Origin of the sequence: Myxococcus hansupus (assembly GCF_000280925.3) — a bacterium.
GTDB classification, from domain to species: domain Bacteria; phylum Myxococcota; class Myxococcia; order Myxococcales; family Myxococcaceae; genus Myxococcus; species Myxococcus hansupus.
The window spans coordinates 4,123,733-4,143,280 of the sequence record NZ_CP012109.1 but is presented as its reverse complement, the minus strand read 5'-3'; the positions used below and the strand labels follow the sequence as shown (position 1 = coordinate 4,143,280).

The 19,548-nt window shown below is 68.5% G+C and carries 17 protein-coding genes; 6 read left to right on the top strand and 11 right to left on the bottom strand.

Annotation, left to right across the window (positions count from 1 at the left end; translation table 11 throughout):
- Nucleotides 1-216: 216 nt before the first annotated feature.
- Nucleotides 217-1,749: a methyl-accepting chemotaxis protein gene (locus tag A176_RS15855; protein ID WP_002640151.1), complete on the top strand. Its 1,533-nt coding sequence runs from the start codon at nt 217-219 to the stop codon at nt 1,747-1,749.
- A 132-nt stretch (nt 1,750-1,881) separates the two neighbouring features.
- Nucleotides 1,882-2,724 (top strand): alpha/beta fold hydrolase, encoded by an 843-nt coding sequence (locus A176_RS15850; RefSeq protein WP_021781562.1) that lies wholly within the window; start codon nt 1,882-1,884, stop codon nt 2,722-2,724.
- A gap of 17 nt (nt 2,725-2,741) precedes the next feature.
- Here A176_RS15850 and A176_RS15845 read toward each other — a convergent pair whose 3' ends face one another.
- The gene (locus A176_RS15845) at nt 2,742-3,572 is read right to left on the bottom strand and encodes a cysteine hydrolase family protein (protein ID WP_021781563.1); all 831 of its coding nucleotides are present in this window, start codon (nt 3,570-3,572) and stop codon (nt 2,742-2,744) included.
- Between the two features lie 232 nt (nt 3,573-3,804).
- Between A176_RS15845 and A176_RS15840 the strand changes: the two genes are divergently transcribed.
- The 4 genes from A176_RS15840 (at nt 3,805) to A176_RS15820 (ending at nt 7,067) form a co-directional block, all read left to right on the top strand.
- Nucleotides 3,805-4,239, top strand: a complete 435-nt coding sequence (locus tag A176_RS15840; protein WP_049872316.1) for a hypothetical protein — start codon at nt 3,805-3,807, stop codon at nt 4,237-4,239.
- A protein-coding gene (locus A176_RS15830; protein ID WP_420811432.1) for an IS3 family transposase occupies nt 4,202-5,379 on the top strand; the annotation gives its coding sequence in 2 pieces (ribosomal slippage) (nt 4,202-4,487 and nt 4,487-5,379; 1,179 coding nt in all). Before A176_RS15840 ends, A176_RS15830 begins: the two co-directional genes overlap by 38 nt.
- Nucleotides 5,380-5,400: 21 nt before the next feature.
- Nucleotides 5,401-6,324, top strand: a complete 924-nt coding sequence (locus A176_RS15825) for a Tox-REase-5 domain-containing protein (RefSeq protein WP_049872313.1) — start codon at nt 5,401-5,403, stop codon at nt 6,322-6,324.
- A gap of 14 nt (nt 6,325-6,338) precedes the next feature.
- On the top strand, nt 6,339-7,067 hold the full coding sequence (locus A176_RS15820) for an immunity 52 family protein (protein WP_044890898.1): 729 nt from the start codon (nt 6,339-6,341) through the stop codon (nt 7,065-7,067).
- A 38-nt stretch (nt 7,068-7,105) separates the two neighbouring features.
- Here the strand turns inward: A176_RS15820 and A176_RS15815 are convergent, their stop codons facing one another.
- The 10 genes from A176_RS15815 to A176_RS15770 all read right to left on the bottom strand — a co-directional run bounded on the left by A176_RS15815 (nt 7,106) and on the right by A176_RS15770 (nt 19,444).
- On the bottom strand, nt 7,106-7,375 hold the full coding sequence (locus A176_RS15815) for a DUF2277 domain-containing protein (protein WP_002640143.1): 270 nt from the start codon (nt 7,373-7,375) through the stop codon (nt 7,106-7,108).
- A gap of 48 nt (nt 7,376-7,423) precedes the next feature.
- Nucleotides 7,424-10,531 (bottom strand): efflux RND transporter permease subunit, encoded by a 3,108-nt coding sequence (locus A176_RS15810; RefSeq protein WP_002640142.1) that lies wholly within the window; start codon nt 10,529-10,531, stop codon nt 7,424-7,426.
- Nucleotides 10,532-10,540: 9 nt separating this feature from the next.
- A complete protein-coding gene (locus A176_RS15805) occupies nt 10,541-11,776 on the bottom strand; it encodes an efflux RND transporter periplasmic adaptor subunit (protein ID WP_002640141.1) in 1,236 nt (411 codons plus the stop codon).
- An 11-nt stretch (nt 11,777-11,787) separates the two neighbouring features.
- Nucleotides 11,788-13,011 carry a TolC family protein gene (locus tag A176_RS15800; RefSeq protein ID WP_002640140.1) on the bottom strand — a complete coding sequence of 408 codons (1,224 nt, stop codon included), beginning with the start codon at nt 13,009-13,011 and terminating at the stop codon, nt 11,788-11,790.
- Nucleotides 13,012-13,358: 347 nt separating this feature from the next.
- Nucleotides 13,359-13,685 (bottom strand): hypothetical protein, encoded by a 327-nt coding sequence (locus A176_RS15795; protein ID WP_002640139.1) that lies wholly within the window; start codon nt 13,683-13,685, stop codon nt 13,359-13,361.
- On the bottom strand, nt 13,685-16,804 hold the full coding sequence (locus tag A176_RS15790; RefSeq protein WP_002640138.1) for an efflux RND transporter permease subunit: 3,120 nt from the start codon (nt 16,802-16,804) through the stop codon (nt 13,685-13,687). The genes A176_RS15795 and A176_RS15790 overlap by 1 nt, the downstream gene beginning before the upstream one ends.
- Before the next feature lie 5 nt (nt 16,805-16,809).
- On the bottom strand, nt 16,810-18,177 hold the full coding sequence (locus A176_RS15785; protein ID WP_021781565.1) for an efflux RND transporter periplasmic adaptor subunit: 1,368 nt from the start codon (nt 18,175-18,177) through the stop codon (nt 16,810-16,812).
- Nucleotides 18,178-18,447, bottom strand: coding sequence for a hypothetical protein (locus A176_RS15780; RefSeq protein WP_002640136.1), 270 nt, complete (start codon nt 18,445-18,447; stop codon nt 18,178-18,180).
- A gap of 146 nt (nt 18,448-18,593) precedes the next feature.
- Nucleotides 18,594-18,896 (bottom strand): hypothetical protein, encoded by a 303-nt coding sequence (locus tag A176_RS15775; protein WP_002640135.1) that lies wholly within the window; start codon nt 18,894-18,896, stop codon nt 18,594-18,596.
- A 35-nt stretch (nt 18,897-18,931) separates the two neighbouring features.
- Nucleotides 18,932-19,444 (bottom strand): TlpA family protein disulfide reductase, encoded by a 513-nt coding sequence (locus A176_RS15770; RefSeq protein ID WP_002640134.1) that lies wholly within the window; start codon nt 19,442-19,444, stop codon nt 18,932-18,934.
- Between the last annotated feature and the right edge of the window lie 104 nt (nt 19,445-19,548).

Genomic DNA, 19,548 nt, shown 5'->3' with positions numbered 1-19,548 from the left:
CCATTCACTTTTGCGCGTGTCTGGGTTTGGATCGGCGCCGTGGTTGGCGTTGTTCATGCCCGGCGTGAAATTCCATTGGCAGAGCAGCCGGGTGCGTCTGTGAAGTAGTGGTTTCCCGAGGGATTGCACCCCCGCACGCAGGCGCCCACAATGCGCCGCGTCTGAATTGTTGGATGGAGCATCATTTCCAGTGGGTGCCCGGATGGGGCGGGGCGGATGCGACTTTCTCTCACGCATAAAATCACCTTGGCGCCCATCGTCGTGGCGCTCCTGTTCGTCCTCCTCTCCCAGGGCTACACGGTGCCTCGGCTCCAGGAGGCCTTCGAGGCCCAGGGCCGGGAGCTGAGCGGCGCGCTGCCCACGGTGCTGGCCTCCGCGCTGTCGGATGGGATGAAGCGTCACGCGCACGAGGAAGTGCAGCAGACGCTGGAGGCCGTGGCCCAACATGGTGGTGTGGCCTATGTGGCCGCCTTCGACGCGGACGGCGCGCTCGTGGGCGTGGCCGGTGAGAAGGCGCAGGTCCTCCGCGACGCGCGTGAGCAGTTGATGGCGTCGGAGGATGGGCTGATCCTCCGGGATGGCGCGACGGAGCTGCAGGACCTGATGGCGCTGGTGCCAGGCGGCGCTGGCCGCGTCCACGTGGGCTTCGACCGCACCCAGGCGCGAGGCCGGGTCGAGGGCGCGCTCTCCAACGTGGGCATCGTGGTGGTCGTCGCGTTGCTGGTGTTCACGGGGGCGGCCTTCTTCATCAGCCGCGCCATCGTCTCGCCGCTGGTCAAACTGGAGTCGGTGGTGCGGCGAATCGCCGTGCATGGCGACCTGCGCGAGGTCATCCGCATCGACTCGAACGACGAGGTGGGGCAGCTCGCGCGAGCCGTGGGGTTGCTGGTGGGCAAGCTGAAGGATCTGCTGCACCAGCTCCAGTCCTCCACGGAGCTGCTCAGTGACTCGGTGATGGGGCTGACGGAGTCCGCCGAGCAGCAGAACGAGATGGTGACCCGGCACGCCGCCGCGCTCCAGGAGACGCAGGTGACGGCGCAGGAGATTCGTCAGACGGCGCTGCTCGCGTCGGGCTCCGCGGAGTCCGTCATCCAGGTGGCCGAGCGCGCCGAGCAGTTGAGCCGCACGGGCGAGGAGTCGGTGGCGGCCAGCATCGATGGCATGGAAGAGGTGCGCAATCAGGTGGCGGAGATCGCCGCGCGCATCACCGCCCTGGGCGAGCGGACCAAGCAGATCAGCGGCATCACCGAGACGGTGAAGGACCTGGCGGACCAGTCCCACCTGCTGGCCGTCAACGCGGCCATCGAAGCGGCGCGCTCCGGCGAGCATGGACACGGTTTCGCCGTCGTGGCCCGTGAGATTCGCGTGCTGGCGGACCAGTCCATCCGCGCCACCAATCAGGTGCGGCGCATCCTCCTGGACATCAACCAGGCCATCATCGGCACCGTGGAGATCACCGCCGAGGGCACCGAGCGCATGGAGGCGGGCCTGGCGCAGGTCCGCACCTCCGGAGACACCCTGAAGCAGCTCACCACCATCGTCGAGGACAGCACCGCGGCGGCCCGGCAGATCGCGCGGACCGTGAGCCAGCAGGCCACGGGCATCGAGCAGATCTTCACCGCCGTGAATGAGCTGAACACGTTGATGACGGACACGGTGTCACGCATCTCCACCACCAGCGACGCGGCGGACTCCTTGAAGATGCTGTCCGAACGCGTGTCCCAGGTCGTCCGCGCCTACAACGTCTGACGCGGCGGCGGACGCGGGGTGACAGTTTTCGGGGGCTCCGGTGTTTTCCCGAAACCAGCAGTGTTTCGGGAGGAGTGAGGCGTCACGTCGGGCCGAACGGGGTGTCCTTGCCTCCGCTTGCGGAGACCCTACATGTCGAGATGGACCGTGGCCGTGGTGGCTGTCGCACTCGTGTCCCTCGTGGGCTGTGATTCTGAGTCGCCGGACCGGATGGTGGATGGTTGGTTCACCACCAGCGACGGGGTTCGCCTCCACTATCTGGAGCGGGCCGGGGAGGGGAGCCCGGTGGTGCTGCTCCATGGCTACATGGGGTCGGCGGCCAGCGCTTGGGTGGCTCCGGGTTTCGTGGACGCCCTGGGGGCGCGGCACCGGGTGATCCTGTTGGATCAGCGGGCGCATGGAGAGAGTGACGCTCCGCACGAGCCCTCCGCCTATGGCGAGCGGATGGTGACCGACGTCATCGAGTTGATGGACACGTTGGGCATCGAGAAGGCGCACATCGGCGGTTACTCGATGGGCGGCTCGATGACGCTCCGGCTGATGCAGCGTGTCCCGGAGCGGTTCCTCTCCGCGCATGTCGGAGGGGCTGGGGTCGACGAGCAGGATGACGCGCTCCGGGCCGCTGCCTTGGCGCGTGATCCTCAGGGGACGGATCCCGAAGAGGCGTGGATGCTGGAGGAGATCGAGCGCTCCAACGCGAACACGCCGCCTCCCGACAGGGTGGCTCACGCGGCGCTGGTCGAGGCGTGGGGCGCCTGGACGCGGGTGGACCCGGACCTGTCCCGCGTGGCGTTCCCGGTGCTGTGTGTGAATGGCGGCTTCGACGGTCCCTATTCGAAGTCGGCACGCATGGCGCGAGAGCTTCCCCGGGTGGAGAACGTCGTCGTCCTGGGACGCAGCCACCTCACGACACTCATCGATCCGCTCTACCACGAGAGCCTGGCGAGCTTCTTTTCGAGGTACGACGCGCCCTGAGGCTGGGGGTGCCAGGGCTACTTCGCGGCGCGAGGACGTCGGGCCGTGGAGCGGCGACGCTTCACGCGCTGTTTCACTTCGTCGCTTCGGCAGACGCGCACGTGGAGGAAGCGCTGGAGTTGGGAGAGCGCCAGGTCGTGGTCGCTGTCGCTCTCCGCCGCACAGCAGTCGCTCAGCACGGTGAGTTTGTACTCGTGCATGTGGGCGTCATGGGCGCTGAAGAAGATGCACAGGTTGGTGGCCAGCCCTGCGAGGATGAGCTTCTTCGTGCCCAGATGGTCCAGGAGCGGCACCAGGGACGTGGCGAAGAAGGCCGAGTGCTTGGGCTTGAGGATGAAGTAGTCATCCGGCTGAGGTTTGAGGGCTCGTGCGACGTTCCGGCCCCGGATGCCCGGACCGGTACAGTGCGCGTAGATGTCGCGGAAGTTGCTGCGCCAGTAGCCGAAGTTGTCGTTGACGTAGATGACCGGGACGCCGGCCCGCCGCATGCTGGCCGCGAAGGGCTCCAGGCGCTTCACCATCCGAAGGGCCCACGGGAGGACGGCTTCACCGCCTGGGAACTCCAGGTCGTTGATGACGTCGATGATCAGCAGCGCCGTGTCGGAGCGTTGACCGCTGGACGTCCGCTTCCGTGCCTTCCGGGTCCTGCCTTGCTGCGTCGCCACGTCCACCCCGCCGTCAGGAGGCTGCTCCGCGGAAGGGTATGCACTGCCTGTTGGGACGGCGAGCCGGGCTGGGGCCTGGGAATGTGTGCTTCGGTCCGGGCTCAACTGCGCGCCCGCGAGGAGCGCCAGGGTGGTGACTGCCTCGGGATGGGGTTGCTGGTTGTCCGCCGTCAGTGCCAGCATTTGCTCCAGGGGGTGATGGGTGCGTGCTGGCCTTTGGGTTCTTTGCGCGGTCTTCATCGTTACGGGCTGCGCAGGGAGTGAAGCCTCGACTCGAAGGGGTTCTCTCCATCAGCGGTCATCGCTGCCCGGTGGGAGCGCCTTGGAGGTGGACGTACCGGTCGCTTCCCGAGGGGCGGGCGTTTCGCGAGGCCCTCGGCGTGATGCATTCGGTGCGCTCGTGCGTGGCGCGGGATTGGCGGAGCTCGAAGAATGGCCCGAGAGGACGCTGACGCCCACGCAGGCCGCGACGCTGTTGGAGGCACTGGGCAAGAAGGAGGTGACGCTCGGACAGTTCCCGGCCCGCATGGCTGTTGGGTACATGCTGCGCGAGGTGTTGACCGCGGGAGCAGTGTCTCGCGCCGAGTTGGACCTTCGGGCGGAACGCTTCACGCATCTGGCCGTCCTTCGACCAGACGGCTACCTCGCATGGGTGCGCAGTGGGAAGACGCAGCAACGTGTGAGCGCCGTGGAGTGGAAGGATGGGGCCTTCCGCGCGGGGCAGTTCACGCTGGGCGTTTTTTACTCGGGGAGGGGCGGTGTGAGCCTCTCCCGCTTCCGTGGACACCCCCGATGTGATGGAAGGGTGTTCGATGTCGGAGCGCGAGAAGAAGAGGCGGCAGCGACGTAGCTTCACCTCGGAGTTCAAGTCCGGAGCGGTGAAGTTGGTACTTGAGGAGGGCAAATCCGTCGCGGAGGTGGCGAGGGACTTGGACCTGACAGAGACGGCCTTCCGCCGGTGGGTTGAGCAGGCCCGGACGGACCGGGGCCAGGGCAAGCAGGGTGCACTCACCAGCGAGGAGAGGGCGGAGCTCTCCCAACTGCGCAAACGCGTGCGGCAGCTGGAAATGGAGAAGGAGCTCCTAAAAAACGCGGCGGCCTTCTTCGCGAAGGAGATGAAGTGAAGTTCCGCTTCATCCACGTGGAGAAGGCCTCTCTGTCAGTCGCCTTCCTCTGTCGCCAGCTGGGCGTCTCTCGCTCCGGCTACTACGCCTGGGCGAAGCGGCCCGAGTCCCAGCGGCGACAGCGCGACCGCGAGCTGTCAGTGGAAGTGGCGGCCATTCAGCAGCAAAGCCGAGGTACCTACGGCAGTCCCCGTGTTCATGCCGAGCTGCGCGCTCGGGGCGCCCGAGTCTCCGCGAAGCGTGTGGCGCGTCTCATGCGGCAGGAGGGCCTGGCGGCCCGCCGCAGGCGCCCCTTCGCGCGGACCACCGACAGCCGCCACGCCCATCCAGTTGCCCCCAACGTGGTGGCCCGGGACTTCCTCCCCCGCGGCCCCAATCGCACCTGGGCGAGCGACATCACCTACATCTGGACGGCGGAGGGCTGGCTCTACCTCGCCGTCGTGCTCGACCTCTTCAGCCGCCGTGTCGTGGGATGGAGTATGGGCGAGCGAATCGACCGACATCTCGCGTTGGGTGCCCTCAACATGGCCCTCGCCGGGCGTGGCGCCCCTGCGATTCATCACTCCGACAGGGGCTGCCAATACGCCAGCGAGGACTACCGGGAGCGGCTGGCAGAGCACGGAGTCACCTGCTCGATGAGCCGCAAGGGCAACTGCTGGGACAATGCCGTCGTCGAAAGCTTTTTCAGCAGCTTGAAGATGGAGCTCGTCCACACGCGCAGCTTCCGGACGCGAGAAGAGGCTCGACGAGCGCTGTTCGATTACCTTGAGGTGTTCTACAACCGGAAGCGTCTTCACTCCGCTCTCGGCTACATCAGCCCTGTGGAATACGAGCGAACGGCTGAGGTGCGAAGGCAGGCAGCGTAGTCAACCTGTCCACCGAAGCGGGTGAGGCTCAGTGTCTTTCGGGAGTTGAACGGCCGGCTGAAAGAGTCGGGCCACGGCGCTTTCGCTGACGTCCACGATGACGCGGACTATCTCAGCCGCTCACTCGATGGTGCCGAGGAGGCCTTCGTCGGGCTCGCGCTGGCGGTGGGGCAGTTCTTCTCGACATCGCCCGCCGACAACCTGTTGGCGCTCCAGCGCATGCCCGCCGCCGTGGCGGCGCTGATTGCTTCGTCGCCCGAATACCTGCGGCGCTTCCAGTACATGACGCGTGGCGAGCAGGTCCAGGCCGTCTCCAGGCTTGCGACGGAGCTGCTCACAGCCTGGGGCACGGCGTCCTCCGTGAGTCGCACGTTTCAAGGGGCGATGGTGGGGGTTGAGGGGTCGGTGCCGGTGTTGTCGCTGTCGGCCGAGGGCACGTTGGTGCTGGAGCGTGTCGCCGTCCCGGTGAAGCAGGTCGCCGGGGTGCTGAGCGGGGGACCCGGCGCGGCCATCATTCTCCAGCGTGCCAATGCCGCGGCGCAGGGGGCCGGCCCGCCCGACGGCCCGGGGCATTGGGGGCCCGCGAAGGAGTCCATGTCTCCTCGCGCCCGGCGCTACCAGGAGCAAATCTCGGGGCGCCCGGCGGACGAGGCGTACTGGGTGCGGAACGTCAAGTTCGATGGCTTCGAGAACGGCGTCCTGCTGGAGGCGAAGGGGCCTGGTTACGCGAACAAGTTCCTTGAGAACCTGAAGCCCAAAATCTGGTTCGAGGGGTCGGGAGCCAAAGCCCTTGTCGAACAGGCGCAGCGCCAGTTGGCTGTGACTCCCAAGGGTGTGCCCATCAGGTGGTGTATTGCCGAGGAGAAAACGGCCGAAGCCATCCGACTCCTATTCCAGAAGGAACGGGTCATCGGGATAGAAGTCATCTATGTCCCACCCTTGTAGGAGGAGCCCCGCTGATGCCCACCGCTTTCCACAAGGATGAAACGTATTTTGCTGGAGCCTACTGGGGCGCCCGTAGGGAAGCTGCGGCGGCCTGTGCGCTGCGCGCGGAAGCGCTCTTTGCCTCGCTGGCGAACGTCGACGCGTCATTCCGTCAGTGGTTTCGGCAAGGCAAGTCGAGGAAGGACGCGCTGCTGCGCCCCATCGTGCCCACGCGTGCGGAACTGGAGAAGCTCGTCAGCGATGGCAGGGACCGGGTCGTTGAGGAACTTGGGTTCCGCTTCAGCGCGTGGAATGGCGCGAGCGACGATCAGGATGGCAGTGCGCTCCGAGTGACGTGTGGCGGCTACTCCGAGCGAGTGGGCAACACCTGTATGTTCGATCTCCCCAGCAAGGGACCGAATGCAGACCGGGTGTTGGTGGCTCCGGTGCTGTCTGGGCTCGTGAGGAGCATGGCGACTGCGTGGGAGCCCGACTTTGCCGTGGCGATGTCATCTGAGCACCTCCAGTCGGTCGATCAGGGTGACCCTGCCGTGCTCTGGATCGGATGGGTGACGTACATCGCCAGGCAGCGGGGCAAGGTGCCGCCATTGCCGGCCCCAGTCCGAATTGAACCGGTGGAAGACAAGGGGACACTCATCGTTCTGACCCCGGAGCGGTTCACGGCCAGAAACCCGGACCACCTGGCGCTGGCTGCGCGGGTGACGGAGCTCCTGGCGCGCGCTGGCGTCGTGCCTCCCGTCTAACCCGGCGCTTACGCGAGCTGCTGGACCTTCTGCAAGGCTCAGCGAGGTTCGGCGTTCTTGTAGCGCAAGCGCTTCATGGCTTCGAACCGGGCCCGGTCCCGAGGCGGGGTCGTGGCCACCAGTCCGTCGAGCATGCGCTTCGAGCTCTCGTAGATCTCCTCCACGGCTTTTTCGAAAGCCTCCGTGTTCGCCTTGGAGGGCGCCCGCGTCCCGGCAATCTTCCGGACGAACTGGAGCGCCGCCGCGCGGATGTCTGCGTCGGTGGCGGGAGGCGCGAAGTTGAAGAGGGGCTTGATGTTCCGGCACATGCCCCCAGGCTAGAGCGTGGCCAGGAAACTGGCCACGCTCCGTTGCCATCACCCCGGGCTGCCCTCCTGCCGAGGGGCCCCACCATCGAACCAGGCGTAGACGGTGGGCAGCACCAGCAGGGTGAGCAACGTGGACGTGAAGAGCCCACCGATGACCACCGTGGCCAGCGGCTTCTGCACCTCCGCGCCCGCGCCCGTGGAGAAGGCCATGGGGAGAAAGCCCAAGGAGGCCACCAGGGCGGTCGTCAGCACGGGCCTCAAACGCAGGTGGGCCGCGTCATGGGCCGCCTGCCTGGGCTCCAAGCCGTCGTGCCGCAGCTTCTGGATGCTCGCGACGAGCACCAGTCCGTTGAGCACCGCCACGCCGAACAGGGCGATGAACCCCACCGCCGCGGAGATGGACAACGGCATGCCCCGCACCAGCAGCGCCAACAGCCCGCCGGTGATGGCGAACGGGATGTTGAGGTAGATGAGCAGGGCCGGCCGCACCGCGTTGAACGTGGTGTAGAGCAGCACGAAGATGAGCAGCAGGGTGAGCGGCACCACGAAGGCCAGCCTGCGTGACGCGGACTGGAGGTTCTCGAACTGGCCACCCCAGTCCACCCAGTAGCCCGTGGGCAGCTTCACCTCTCGCGCGATGACCTGCTCGGCCTCCGTCACGAAGCTCTGGAGGTCCCTGCCACGCACGTTGGTTTCAATGGTGAGGCGCCGCTGGATGTTCTCCCGGCTCACCTGCGCGGGGCCGTCCTCGACGACGACCTTCGCGAGTTGAGACAGCGGGATGAGCTGCCCCGTGGGGCTGGCGATCCGAAGCTCCTCGAGTTGCTCCACGCTCGTCCGAGCGCTGGGGGCGAAGCGGACCTGGAGCGCGAAGCGCCGCGGGCCCTCCACCACCGTGCCCACCTCCTTGCCGCCAATGGCCTCGATGGTGTCCAGCACCTGGCGGACGTTGATGCCGTAGCGCGCAATCGCCTGCCGGTCGATTCGGATGCGCGCCACGGGCAATCCCGCCACCTGCTCCGCCTTGACGTCCGCGGCACCAGGAACCTTCGACAGGGCGGCCGCGAGCTTGTCGCCCGTCTGCTTGAGCACCTCCAGGTCCTCGCCATAGAGCTTGAGCGCGACGTCCGAGCGCACCCCAGCGATGAGCTCGCTGACGCGAAGCTCGATGGGCTGCGAATAGCTGAACAGGCTGCCGGGGACCTCCTTGGCCAGCGCCTCGTTGAAGCGGGCGATGAGCCCTTCACGGTCCTTCGCCGTCGTCCAATCCTCGTGAGGTTTGAGCATCACGAAGATGTCACTGATTTCGACGCCCATGGGGTCGGTGGCGATCTCCGCGCGGCCCGTGCGGGAGACCACCGTGGTGACCTCCGGGAAGCGCTTGAGCACCGTTTCAATGAGCCCCGTCTGGCGGACGGATTCCTCCAGGGAGACGGACGGGACGCGCCAGGCCTGGATGGCGATGGCGCCTTCGTCCAGCCGGGGGATGAACTCCGCGCCCAGGAACGGCACGGTGGCCAGGCTGGCCACCAGCAGTCCCGCGGCGACGCTGACGACGACGGCCCGCTTTTGGAGGCACCAGGCCAGCGCGGGTTCGTAGACGCGCCGAGCCCCCATCACGATGAAGCTCTCCCGCTCCTGTGTCTTCCGAGGCAGGAGGACGGACGCGAGCGCGGGGACGAAGGTGAGGGAGAGAACGAAGGCTCCGGCCAGGGCGCAGATGACGGTGATGGCCATGGGCTTGAACATCTTCCCCTCGATGCCGCTGAGGGCGAGGATGGGCAGGTACACCACGCCGATGATGACCTCCCCGAAGGCCGCGGCCTGCCGGACCTCCACGGCGCTGTGGTAGACGACGTCGTCGCGTTCCTCTCGAGTGAGCTCTCGGCCCAGTGCGTGGCTGCGCTCCGCGATGTGACGGACGGCGTTCTCCACGATGATGAGCGCGCCGTCGACGATGAGCCCGAAGTCGATGGCGCCCAACGACATCAGGTTTCCGGAGACGCCCAGCGCGCGCATGCCGATGAAGGCACAGAGCATGGACAGCGGAATGGCCGCCGCGGCGAGCAGTCCCGCGCGGAGGTTCCGGAGCATGAGGAACAGCACGACGATGACCAACAGGCCGCCCTCGATGAGGTTCGTCGCCACCGTCTGAATCGTCTTCCGGACCAGGTCGGTGCGGTCATAGAAGGTGTCCAGCGTGACGCCGGGCGGAAGGGCGGGGCGGATCTTCTCCACCTCGGCCTTCACGGCGTTGACCACCTCGCGCGAGTTCTGGCCGATGAGCATCATGACGATGCCGGTGACGGCCTCGCCCCGTCCATCGCGGGTGACGGCGCCTTGACGGACCTGGGGCGCGAAGGTGACCTCCGCCACGTCGCGGACGTAGACGGGCACGCCCTGGTCCGAGGTGGCGAGGACGACGGTGCGGATGTCGTCCAGCGACTCGACCAGGCCTTCACCGCGGATGAGCACCTGCTCCGGGCCCCGGGCGATGTATGCGCCGCCCGCGTTGGCGTTGTTCTGCTCCAGCGCCTCGAAGAGCCGCGACAGGGGCAGGCCGTAGGCGGACAGCCGCGCCGGGTCCACCTGCACTTCGTAGGTCTTCAGCTCACCGCCGAAGGCGTTGACCTCGACCACGCCCGGGACGGAGCGCAGGCGAGGGGAGATCTGCCACTCCAGGATGCTGCGCAGCTCCATGGCGCTCTGGCCCTCGCCGCGCACCTCGAACTGGTAGATTTCACCCAGGCCGGTGGAGATGGGGCCCATCTCTGGTGAGCCGTATCCTTCCGGGATGTTCTCCTTCGCGGACGCCAGCCGCTCCTGGATGAGCTGGCGCGCGAAGTAGATGTCGACGTTCTCCTTGAAGACGATGGTGACGACGGACAGCCCGAACTTGGAGACGGAGCGAAGCTCCTCCGTGTCAGGGAGGCCGCTCATCGCCGTTTCGACGGGGATGGTGATGAACCGCTCGACTTCCACGGGACCGAGCCCGGGTGACGAGGTGAGGACCTGCACCTGGACGTTGGTGACGTCGGGAACCGCGTCGATGGGCAGCTCGCGCAGGGCGTTCAGCCCGAAGCCGATGAGCACCCCGGTGAGGATGAAGACGAGGATGCGGTTCTTGATGGAGAGATGAATGAGCCTGTCGAACATGGTGGCCGCCTAGTGGGAGTGGCCTTCGCCCATGCTCTCCTTGGAGAGCTCGGACTTGAGGATGAAGGCGCCCTGGGCGACGTAGCGCTCACCGGCTTGGAGGCCGGAGCGCACCTCCACCTCGCTGGCGGAGGTGGCGCCTGTCTTCACTTCACGGGGGCGGAACTGCGTCTCCGAGATGGGGACGAAGACGACCGACTCACCCGCCACCTGTTGGATGGCTTGCCGGGGCACCACGACGTGGTGGTTCGCACCCGGCCCGGCCCCGGGCGCCTCGGCCTCGGTGGCGACCGTGGCCTGGGCGAACATCCCAGGCTTGAGCCGCCGGTCCGCGTTGTTCACCACCACCCTGACGGGGATGGTGCGGGTCTTCTCGTCGACGATGTCGCCGATGTAGCCCACCTCGCCCTCGAACGCCTGACCGGGGAGCGCCTGGACGGTGATGGCCACGCGCTGGCCCGTGCGAACGCGCGAGAGCTGGGACTCGGCGAGGTCCAGCATCGCCCAGAGCTGGGAGAGGTCGGCGACGGTGAACAGGGGCGTGGTCGCCTCCACGGCCTGTCCAATCGTGACTTGAATCTCCACCACGGTGCCGTCCAGCGGGCTGATGGCGGGGAAGCGCGAGCTGTAGTGGTCATTGGCCCGCAGCAGGGAGATCTCCTTGTCGGAGAGTCCCAGCGCATGGAGCCGGCCGTCCGCGGCGTTGGTCTCGGCCTGGGCGGTGACGAAGGCGCTTTCGGCCTCGCGCATCTCCCGCTCGCTGGTGATGCCCTTCGCGAGCAGCTCCTGTTCGCGCTTGTAGTTCGCCTCGGCCACACGTGCCTTGGTCGCGGCGGAGAGGAAGTCCGCACGTGCCTGCCCCAGCTCCGGGCTGTCCAGGTACCCGAGCACCTGCCCGCGTTTCACCTTCTGGCCCAGCACGACACCGAGCGTGTCGAGCCGCCCGGGAACGCGTGAGGCCACCTTGGCCACGCCCCCCTGGGTGAAGGTGATGCGCGCGGGCACCACGAGGCTGGAGACCAGGGGCTTCACCTGGGCGGTCGCCAGCTCCAATCGCGCCGCACGAACGGCCTCGGCGGTGAGCGTGACGAGCGCGTCGTGTCCCGTCACCGCGGCGTCCTTGCCGCCGGCAGGCGCGTGGTCATCATCGTGCGCGGCGGCGGGCGCGTCCGCCCCATGGGCGTGTGGCTTCTCCGAGCAACCCGCCGCGAAGAGGGCCGTGGCCACGAGGAGGGCGGGAATCATGGACCGTGCGTTCATTGGAGGGCCCCCACGGACTTGATGAGCTGGGCACTGGCGGCGTTCAGTTCCTCGAGCGCTTCGATGTAGCCACGGCGTCCGTCGAGGGCCTCTCGCCGGATGATGAGCAGTTGCAGGTAGTCCACCTTGCCGGCCCGGTAGGCCTCGGTGACGAGGCTCAAGTTCTCCTGGAGCGCGGACAGCACGTCGGCGCCGTAGACGCTCGCTGTCGCCTGCGCGGCGCGGTACCGGTTCAGCGCCAGCTCGACCTCGGTGCGCACGAAACGCTCGGTGGCGGCGAGCCGCTGTTGTGCCTGGCGCTCCCGGGCGAGGCTCGTCCCTTTCCCCGCCGGATTCCGGTTGAAGACCGGCAGGTCGATGCTGAGCGTTCCCTGAACGATGTTGTCGTTCTCCTCGCGGCCATAACTCACGCCGACGCTGGGCCGGGGCAGGGCGTCCCGGCTGGCGAAGCGGACCTCCGCCCGCGCGGCTTCCCAGTCCGCCCGCGCTGCCCGAAGGTCCTGCCGCTGCTGGGTGGCCTGTTCGACGAGCACCGTGAAGGCGGGCGGGGCGAGCACGACCGTACTGAGCTCTCCCTCGGGCGTGACGTCCTCGCTCGCGTCCAGGTTGAGCAGGAGCTTCAGCTCGGCCAGGGACTGGAGGCGTTGCTGGGTGGCGCGGACCTTCTCTCGCTGAGCCCGTCCCAGCTCCACCCGCGCGATGTTCACCTCGATGTGCGACGCGGCGCCGGCCTTGAGGCGCTCCTCGGCCGTCTTGCGGCCTTCCTCCGCCAGCGCCAATCCGTCCTCACTCAGTCGCAGCGCGCGTTCGGCGGCCAAGGCCCGGCCAAAGGACTGACGGACTTCGGCGGCCAGGTCGACCTTGAGGGCTTCCAGCCGGGACTGGCTCGCGGAGGCGGTGGCGCGCGCGGCGTCCTTCCGTGCCCCGCGTTGGCCGAAGACCTCCAATTGCTGGCTCACGCCCAGGTTGAGCTCAAGCGTCGTGCCCTCTTCGCGGAGCCGGGGGCCCGCGGCCGCCTGGAGCTGTGGGTTGCTTTGCAGCAGGAGGGAGGCGCCCTCCAGTTGGGCCTGGGCGGCCGCGGCGTCGGCGCGCCCCTCGATGAGCCGGGGGCTCTGTTCGAGCGCGAGCGCGACGGATTGCTGCATCGTCAAGGGACGGGCCGCGAGGGCCGCGGTGGGTAGGAAGAGAAGGGCGTTGATGAGGCGAAGGGTCGGAGACACGTTGCGCGTACCTCGAAGAGGACCTGCCCGCGGAGCCATGGCCGAGCGGCGCGCGAGGTCTGGCGACATGCGGTGCCAGGACCTGCGCGGCCGTCAGCGCCGACAACCGCCGAGGCGTGACGAGCGGAGGCGATGGCATGTGCGCGCCCGTGTGACGCGCCCATGAGGCCTCGAGAAGAGATGGCGTTCGTGGAGCGGGCGGGTTTCCGTTCACGTGCGGGAGGCACGCGGAGACGGAGCCGACAGGCCTGTCCAGGACGCATGCGTGTCCACGCGGACGCACAGGCGCCCGCGCGGACGTGGGGTGTCACCCACGCGTCCCAGGGCCTGGAGAACCCGGCCGGCTGTCAGGCGGCTATGGGGGGGCGTAACAGCCGCGGGCTCACGGCCTCCGCCGCTTGCTGCGGCGTGCCCGCGATCTTCGGGGGCGTTCCCCGGGCGAGCCAGAGCGTGAGGACCGACGAGACGGGCGTGCTGACCTGGCTGGGGCAGCAACCGCACTGATGGTCCGTGGGGCCGCAGCCATGTTCCCGGCCGAGGTCCCCCAAATCCGACTCATCCTCTTCGGAGTGCGCGACGTGTCCCGTGGCCGCGTAATGCACGACGAGCTCGACGGCCTCCCCGAAGGAAGGCACGAGCCCGTGTACGAGCATCAGCAACAGCAGGACGCGCATCACGATGCCTTCGTAATGCCGTTGGCGGGGGAGTGCAAGACGCCTGAGTCCATGGGTGTGGGCTGCCTGGCGCCGAAGACGGAATAGAGGACCGGGAGCACCAGCAGGGTGAGCAGGGTGGACGACAGGACGCCGCCAATGACAACCGTAGCCAGCGGGCGTTGGACCTCCGCGCCAACGCCCGTGTTGAGGGCCATGGGCACGAAGCCGATGGCGGCCACCGCCGCGGTCATCAAGACGGGGCGCAGGCGGGACACGGCCGCCTGGCGGAGGGCGTCGCCCAACTCCCACCCCTGCTCCAGCAGACTTCGCACCCGGGAGACGAGCACCATGTCCCCCAGGACGGACACGCCGGAGAGGGCGATGAAGCCGACGGCGGCGGAGATGGAGAAGGGCAAGCCCCGAGCGTAGAGCGCGAGCACACCCCCCACGAGCGCGAAGGGAACACCCGCGAAGATGCGCACGGCGTCCAGGACGCGCTGGTAGGTGATGTAGAGCAACAGGAAGATGAGCGCCAAGGCGACGGGCACCACGATGCTCAGTCGCGCCCGGGCGCGTTCGAGGTGCTCGAACTGGCCGCCGTAGCGAAGGAAGTAGCCTTCGGGCAGCTCCAGCTTCTCGTCGAGCGTGCGGCGGACCTCCGCGACGAAGCCCCCCAGGTCGCGATCTCGCACGTTGGCCTGGATGACCAGCCGCCGCTGTCCCCACTCCCGTTGGATGGTGGTGGGGCCGGACGTCTCCTGCAGGGTCGCCAGTCGTCCCAGCGGCACGCGCTCGCCGCCGGGGGCGTCCACGGGGATGGTGGCGAGCTTCGCGGGGTCCTGGCGGTACTCCTCGGAGAGGCGCACGGCGAGGTCGAAGCGCCGCTCGCCCTCGCGCACCTCGCCGACGATGCGGGTGCCCACCGCCTCCACGACGTCGAGGACAGAGCGGGTGGGGATGCCGTAGCGGGCCACCGCGGCCCGGTCCACCGTGATTTCCAGCACGGGCTGGCCCGTCACCTGTTCCACCGTGACGTCCGCGGCGCCGGGGACGCCGCGGACCAGCGCCTCCAGTTCGCGGGCCTTGGTCTTGAGCAGCTCCAGGTCGTCGCCGAAGAGCTTGATGCCCACGTCACTGCGCACGCCCGCGATCATCTCGTTGACGCGCATTTCAATGGGTTGGAGGAAGGCCATGCGCATACCCGGGAGGTCCGCCAGCTCGGCCTTCATTTCGTTCACCAGCTCCTCCTGGGTGCTGGCGCGCTTCCATTCGCCCCGGGGCTTGAGGGTGATGAAGACGTCGGACAGCTCGATGCCCATGGGGTCCGTGGCCACCTCCGCCGTGCCGGTGCGCGTCCACACGCGTTGGACTTCGTCCGGGAACCGGTCGCGCAACACCTGCTCGATCTGCGTGCCATACCGGATGGACTCGGTGAGGGAGACTTCCGCCAGCCGCACCGTGTTGATGACGAGCGTGCCTTCGGACAGGCGGGGGACGAACTCGCTGCCCAGGCGCGTGGCGGCGACAGCGGCGGCCACGACGAGGAGCACGGCGGTGGTCAGGATGAGCCGCGCGTGGGCCAGCGCCCATTCCAGGAGGGGCCGGTAGGCGCGCTGGAGCCAGCGCACGAGCCTGGGCTCGGGATGCGCGCCGCCGCCACGCTTCAGCGCGAAGGAGGCCAGCACCGGCATCAGCGTCATGGACAGCAGCGCACTGCCCAGCAGCGCGAAGATGACGGTGAGCGCCATGGGGCGGAACAGCTTTCCCTCCACACCCTCCAGGGCGAGGATGGGCAGATACACCACCATGATGATGAGCTCACCGAAGAGCGTGGGTTTGCGCACCTCGACCGCGGCGTCGCGCACCACCTCCAGCAGCGAGCGTCCGTCCCGGGCCTCGGAGAGCCGCCGCTCCGCGTTCTCCACCAGGATGACGGATGAGTCGACGACGAGCCCGAAGTCGATGGCGCCCAACGACATGAGCGTGCCCGCGATGCCGAAGCGCAGCATCGCGTTGAAGGCGAACAGCAGGGACAGGGGGATGGCCGCGGCCACGATGAGGCCCGCGCGCCAGTTGCCCAGGAACACGAAGAGCACCGCGATGACGAGCAGCGCGCCTTCCAGCAGGTTGGTGCGCACGGTGCGCAGCACGAGGTCCACCAGCTCGGTGCGCTGGTAGACGGGCTCGACGTTGACGTCCGCGGGCAGCCGCCGGGTGATGTCCTCCAGGCGCTGGGCAAGCGCCTGCGTCACTGTGTGGGAGTTTTCGCCCACGCGCATGAAGCCCAGCCCCAGGACCACCTCGCCTTCGCCATCCGCGGTGGTGGCGCCCCGCCGGATTTCATGGCCCACCTCGACGCGGGCCACGTCTCGGATGCGCACGGGGACGCCCTGGCGCGCCGCGATGACCACGTCTTCGATGGAGCCGCCGTCCGTGAGTCGCCCGACGCCCATCACGAGTGTCGCCGTGCCGCCTCGCTCCAGGACGCCTCCTCCGACGTTGGCGTTGTTGTCCTCCAGCGCCCGGTAGATGTCTCCCAGGGAGAGGTTGAACTGCTGCAAGCGGCGCGGGTCGACGATGACGTGCCACTGCTTCTCCTCGCCGCCCCACGCGTTCACCTCCGCCACGCCGGGCACGCTTCGGAGCTGCGGCGCGATGACCCAGTCATGCAGGGTGCGCAGCTCCTCGAGCCGCTTCGTCCGGCTCTTGACCAGGTAGTGGAAGACCTCGCCCAGTCCCGTGGCTTCGGGCCCGAGCGAGGGCGGCGCGATGCCCGCGGGCAGTTGCACGCGGCCCAGCCGTTCGGCCACCCGCTGCCGCGCGAACCACAGGTCCGTGCCGTCCTCGAACTGGAGGGTGACCTGGGAGAGGCCGAACTTGGAGAGGGAGCGCAGCTCGCTGACGCGGGGGAGGCCCGCGAGCGCCTGCTCGACGGGGACCGTGAGCTGTCGCTCCACTTCAATGGGCGTGAGCGCCGGCGCGACGGTGTTGACCTGGACCTGGGTGGGTGTGGTGTCGGGGAGCGCGTCGATGGGCAGGGCGCGGAAGGCGAGCAGCCCCGAGATGACGAGGGCCGCCGTCGCCACGAGGACCGCCCCACGGTGGGACAAGGACCATTCGATGACCCGGGTGAGCATGGTGGCTACTCATCCCCCGAGGTTTCGCAGCAGCCCGCGCCAATGGAGTCCTTGAGGATCTCCGTCTTGAGCAGGAAGGCGCCGGTGGTGACGACCTCCGCGCCCTCCGCGAGGCCCTGGAGGACCTCCACCTCCTCACGCGTGCTGGCGCCCAGCGCCACCACGACGGGCTCGTAGAGTCCTGGCTTCTTCCTGACGAACACGAGCGTCGTGCCCTGGGCGCGCTGGATGGCGGCGTGGGGGACCATCACGGCTTCATGCTCGGCGGCGAGTTGGATGCGGGCCTGGAGGAAGAGCCCGGCCTTGAGGGCTCCGTCCGGATTGGGTAGCTCGACACGGGCGCGCACCGTGCGCGAGGCCCGGTCCACCGAGGCGCCGATGCGGGTGAGCGTGGCGTCCCGTGTCTGCCCGGGCTGGCCGTCGAACGCGAGGCTCACGCGTTGCCCCGCGCGCACCTGGACCGCGTCCGCCTCGGGGATCTCCAGCAGGGCCCACATCGTGCTCAAGTCCGCGATGTGGATGAGCGCCTGGCCCGAGGCGGCGTAGCGTCCGGCGACGGCATCGCGCGCCACCACCGTGCCGGCGAAGGGGGCGGACAGCGCATAGGTGCCTTGGTTGCCATGGAGACTGGCCCCCGCGGCGGACAGGGCCGCGCGTGCTGCGTTGCGCTCGGCATCGGCCGCGGCGACCTCCGCCTCGGCGGCTTCGACGTCCTTTCGGGCGCTGATGCCGCTCGCGGCCAGCTTCTGCTCCCGTTCGAGCGCCGAGCGCGCCACGGACAGCCGCGACTGCGCCGCCGACAATCGCCCCTGGTCCGCGCCCACCGTCCCCGACGTGACGAGCACGAGGGGCTGTCCCGCCTTCACCTCGTCACCGACATCCGCTCGGACGTCGGTGATCAGCGCCTCACTGCGCGCGGCCAGTTGCGCCAGGCGGTTCTGGTTGAAGTCGAGCTGGCCGACGACGTCCAGGGTCCGGGCAAAGGGCCGCTTCCGCACGCGGTGCGTCTGGATGCCTGCCTCGCGGGCCGTTTCGGCGGAGGCCAGGCGGACGCGCGTGCCTGGCTCCGGGAACGCGGAGGGCTGGGCCGTGAAGGTGAGGCCCGGGTTGCATTGGAAGCACTGGGATTCAGGGACGCCGTGCTCGCCGCACCAGTCGCCCTGGTCCTTGTAGACGTCGACGAGGTCGGGGTTGCAGCGGGTACACAGCTCCGCGGGGACGCGGTGCTCGCACAGCGTGGGGGCGCCTCCCGAGGCGGCTGGCGGCGATGACGGTGCCTTCTGCGTGGGGGGCGTTGCTTGTTGGCTGCAACGGGCGGTGATCAGTGCCAGCAGCACCGCCAGGACACACGGGCCGGCTCGGGAGGCGCGCATCTACTTCACACCCTTCTCTGCGAGTTCTGGGTTGCAGAGGACGCACTGGGATTCGGGCCGCGCGTGCTCGGGGCACCAGTCCTTCTTGGCCTTGAAGACGGGGGCCAGCTTCGGGTTGCAGCGGGCGCACAGGGTCTTCTGGACGCCGTGCTCACAGCGCGGCCTCTCGGCCTCGGACGTCTGGGCCTGGGGGGCGGGCTTGGGCGTCTCGGCCAGGACGGGGGCGGCGAACAGGGACAGGACGACGGACAGCGAACGCAGCGAGTGCATGATGAAGCGCTCCTGCCGGGGCGCGAGCCCACGGCGGTGATGGCCCGCGCGAAGGTGCGCGGGAAGATGGGACGGGGCGCGGGCGGACGTGCGCACACGTCCGGCCACGGGCTTCGCAAGACACACGTCTCCCGTGAAGGGCGGTGTCAGGCTCTGGGGGGTTGGAAGATGTCGAACCCCACGCCGGAGAGCGTTGGCTCCGTCACGCGCGAGGGGACTGGCAACGGCCGGGGCGGGAGCATCACCTGGGCGGTGGGCACCGTGGGGCCTGGGGCGGCCCTCAGCGGACAGCACACACACAGCACGCAGTTGGGCGAGCAGTCCTCGCAGTCGTCGGTGACTTCGTCCGCGCAATCCGAGTGCTCATCCGACGCCAAGGCCAGCGTCTGGAAGACGCCGCCGGTCATCAGGACCAGGAGCACCGCGAGGAGTCGCAGAAGGGACTGCATCCAGGATGCGGCTTACAAAAGGAGTCGAGGGGGTGTCAATCCGGCGCACCGGACGCCGGTCCTGGGGTTTCGCGAATCAACTTCTCCAACAGGCGGCGCATCTCTCGCGCATCCCAGCCCCGAGGGCCCGAGAAGCGGGCGACCAGGCGCCCGTCGACGATGAGGAAGCTGACGGGGAGCTGGTCCACGCCGAAGGCGCCACCCACGCGTTGGTCCAGGTCGAGGCGGAGGTGGAGCGACGCTGGCGGTGGCCCCTGGAAGAAGGACTCCACGGCTTGAGGCGTCTCGTCATGGCTGATGACGGCGATCTGGAGGCCCTTGGGCGGCGCCTTGGCCAGGGCGAGGAGCTGGGGCGTTTCCTCGACGCAGGGCGGGCACCAGGACGCCCAGAAGACGACGAGCAGCGCGCGGGATGCCGGCATCTCGGCGAGCGCGGGTGCGGTCCCCTGGAGCCGGACATAGGCGGGAGGCGGCTCGCGCTTGCATGCCCCGGTCAGCGGCGAAAGGCCAAGCAGCCACAGCAGGCTCCACGCGGTGCGAGTGCGCATCGCACGGGGTGATACCTCATGGCGCGCTGGGCGTAATGCTTCTCGTGGCGCCAATGCGGCTCGCGACGGGAGGGCGATGCGCGGCTGCGGCGGTGGTACGGCCA

Coding starts and splice junctions, on each gene's coding strand:
- A176_RS15790 (WP_002640138.1), bottom strand. CDS start 16,804: ATGCTCACCCGGGTCATCGAATGGTCCTTGTCCCACCGTGGGGCGGTC.
- A176_RS15795 (WP_002640139.1), bottom strand. CDS start 13,685: ATGCGCGTCCTGCTGTTGCTGATGCTCGTACACGGGCTCGTGCCTTCC.
- A176_RS15810 (WP_002640142.1), bottom strand. CDS start 10,531: ATGTTCGACAGGCTCATTCATCTCTCCATCAAGAACCGCATCCTCGTC.
- A176_RS15855 (WP_002640151.1), top strand. CDS start 217: ATGCGACTTTCTCTCACGCATAAAATCACCTTGGCGCCCATCGTCGTG.
- A176_RS15770 (WP_002640134.1), bottom strand. CDS start 19,444: ATGCGCACTCGCACCGCGTGGAGCCTGCTGTGGCTGCTTGGCCTTTCG.
- A176_RS15845 (WP_021781563.1), bottom strand. CDS start 3,572: ATGCTGGCACTGACGGCGGACAACCAGCAACCCCATCCCGAGGCAGTC.
- A176_RS15780 (WP_002640136.1), bottom strand. CDS start 18,447: ATGCACTCGCTGCGTTCGCTGTCCGTCGTCCTGTCCCTGTTCGCCGCC.
- A176_RS15815 (WP_002640143.1), bottom strand. CDS start 7,375: ATGTGCCGGAACATCAAGCCCCTCTTCAACTTCGCGCCTCCCGCCACC.
- A176_RS15775 (WP_002640135.1), bottom strand. CDS start 18,896: ATGCAGTCCCTTCTGCGACTCCTCGCGGTGCTCCTGGTCCTGATGACC.
- A176_RS15805 (WP_002640141.1), bottom strand. CDS start 11,776: ATGATTCCCGCCCTCCTCGTGGCCACGGCCCTCTTCGCGGCGGGTTGC.
- A176_RS15785 (WP_021781565.1), bottom strand. CDS start 18,177: ATGCGCGCCTCCCGAGCCGGCCCGTGTGTCCTGGCGGTGCTGCTGGCA.
- A176_RS15820 (WP_044890898.1), top strand. CDS start 6,339: ATGCCCACCGCTTTCCACAAGGATGAAACGTATTTTGCTGGAGCCTAC.
- A176_RS15850 (WP_021781562.1), top strand. CDS start 1,882: ATGTCGAGATGGACCGTGGCCGTGGTGGCTGTCGCACTCGTGTCCCTC.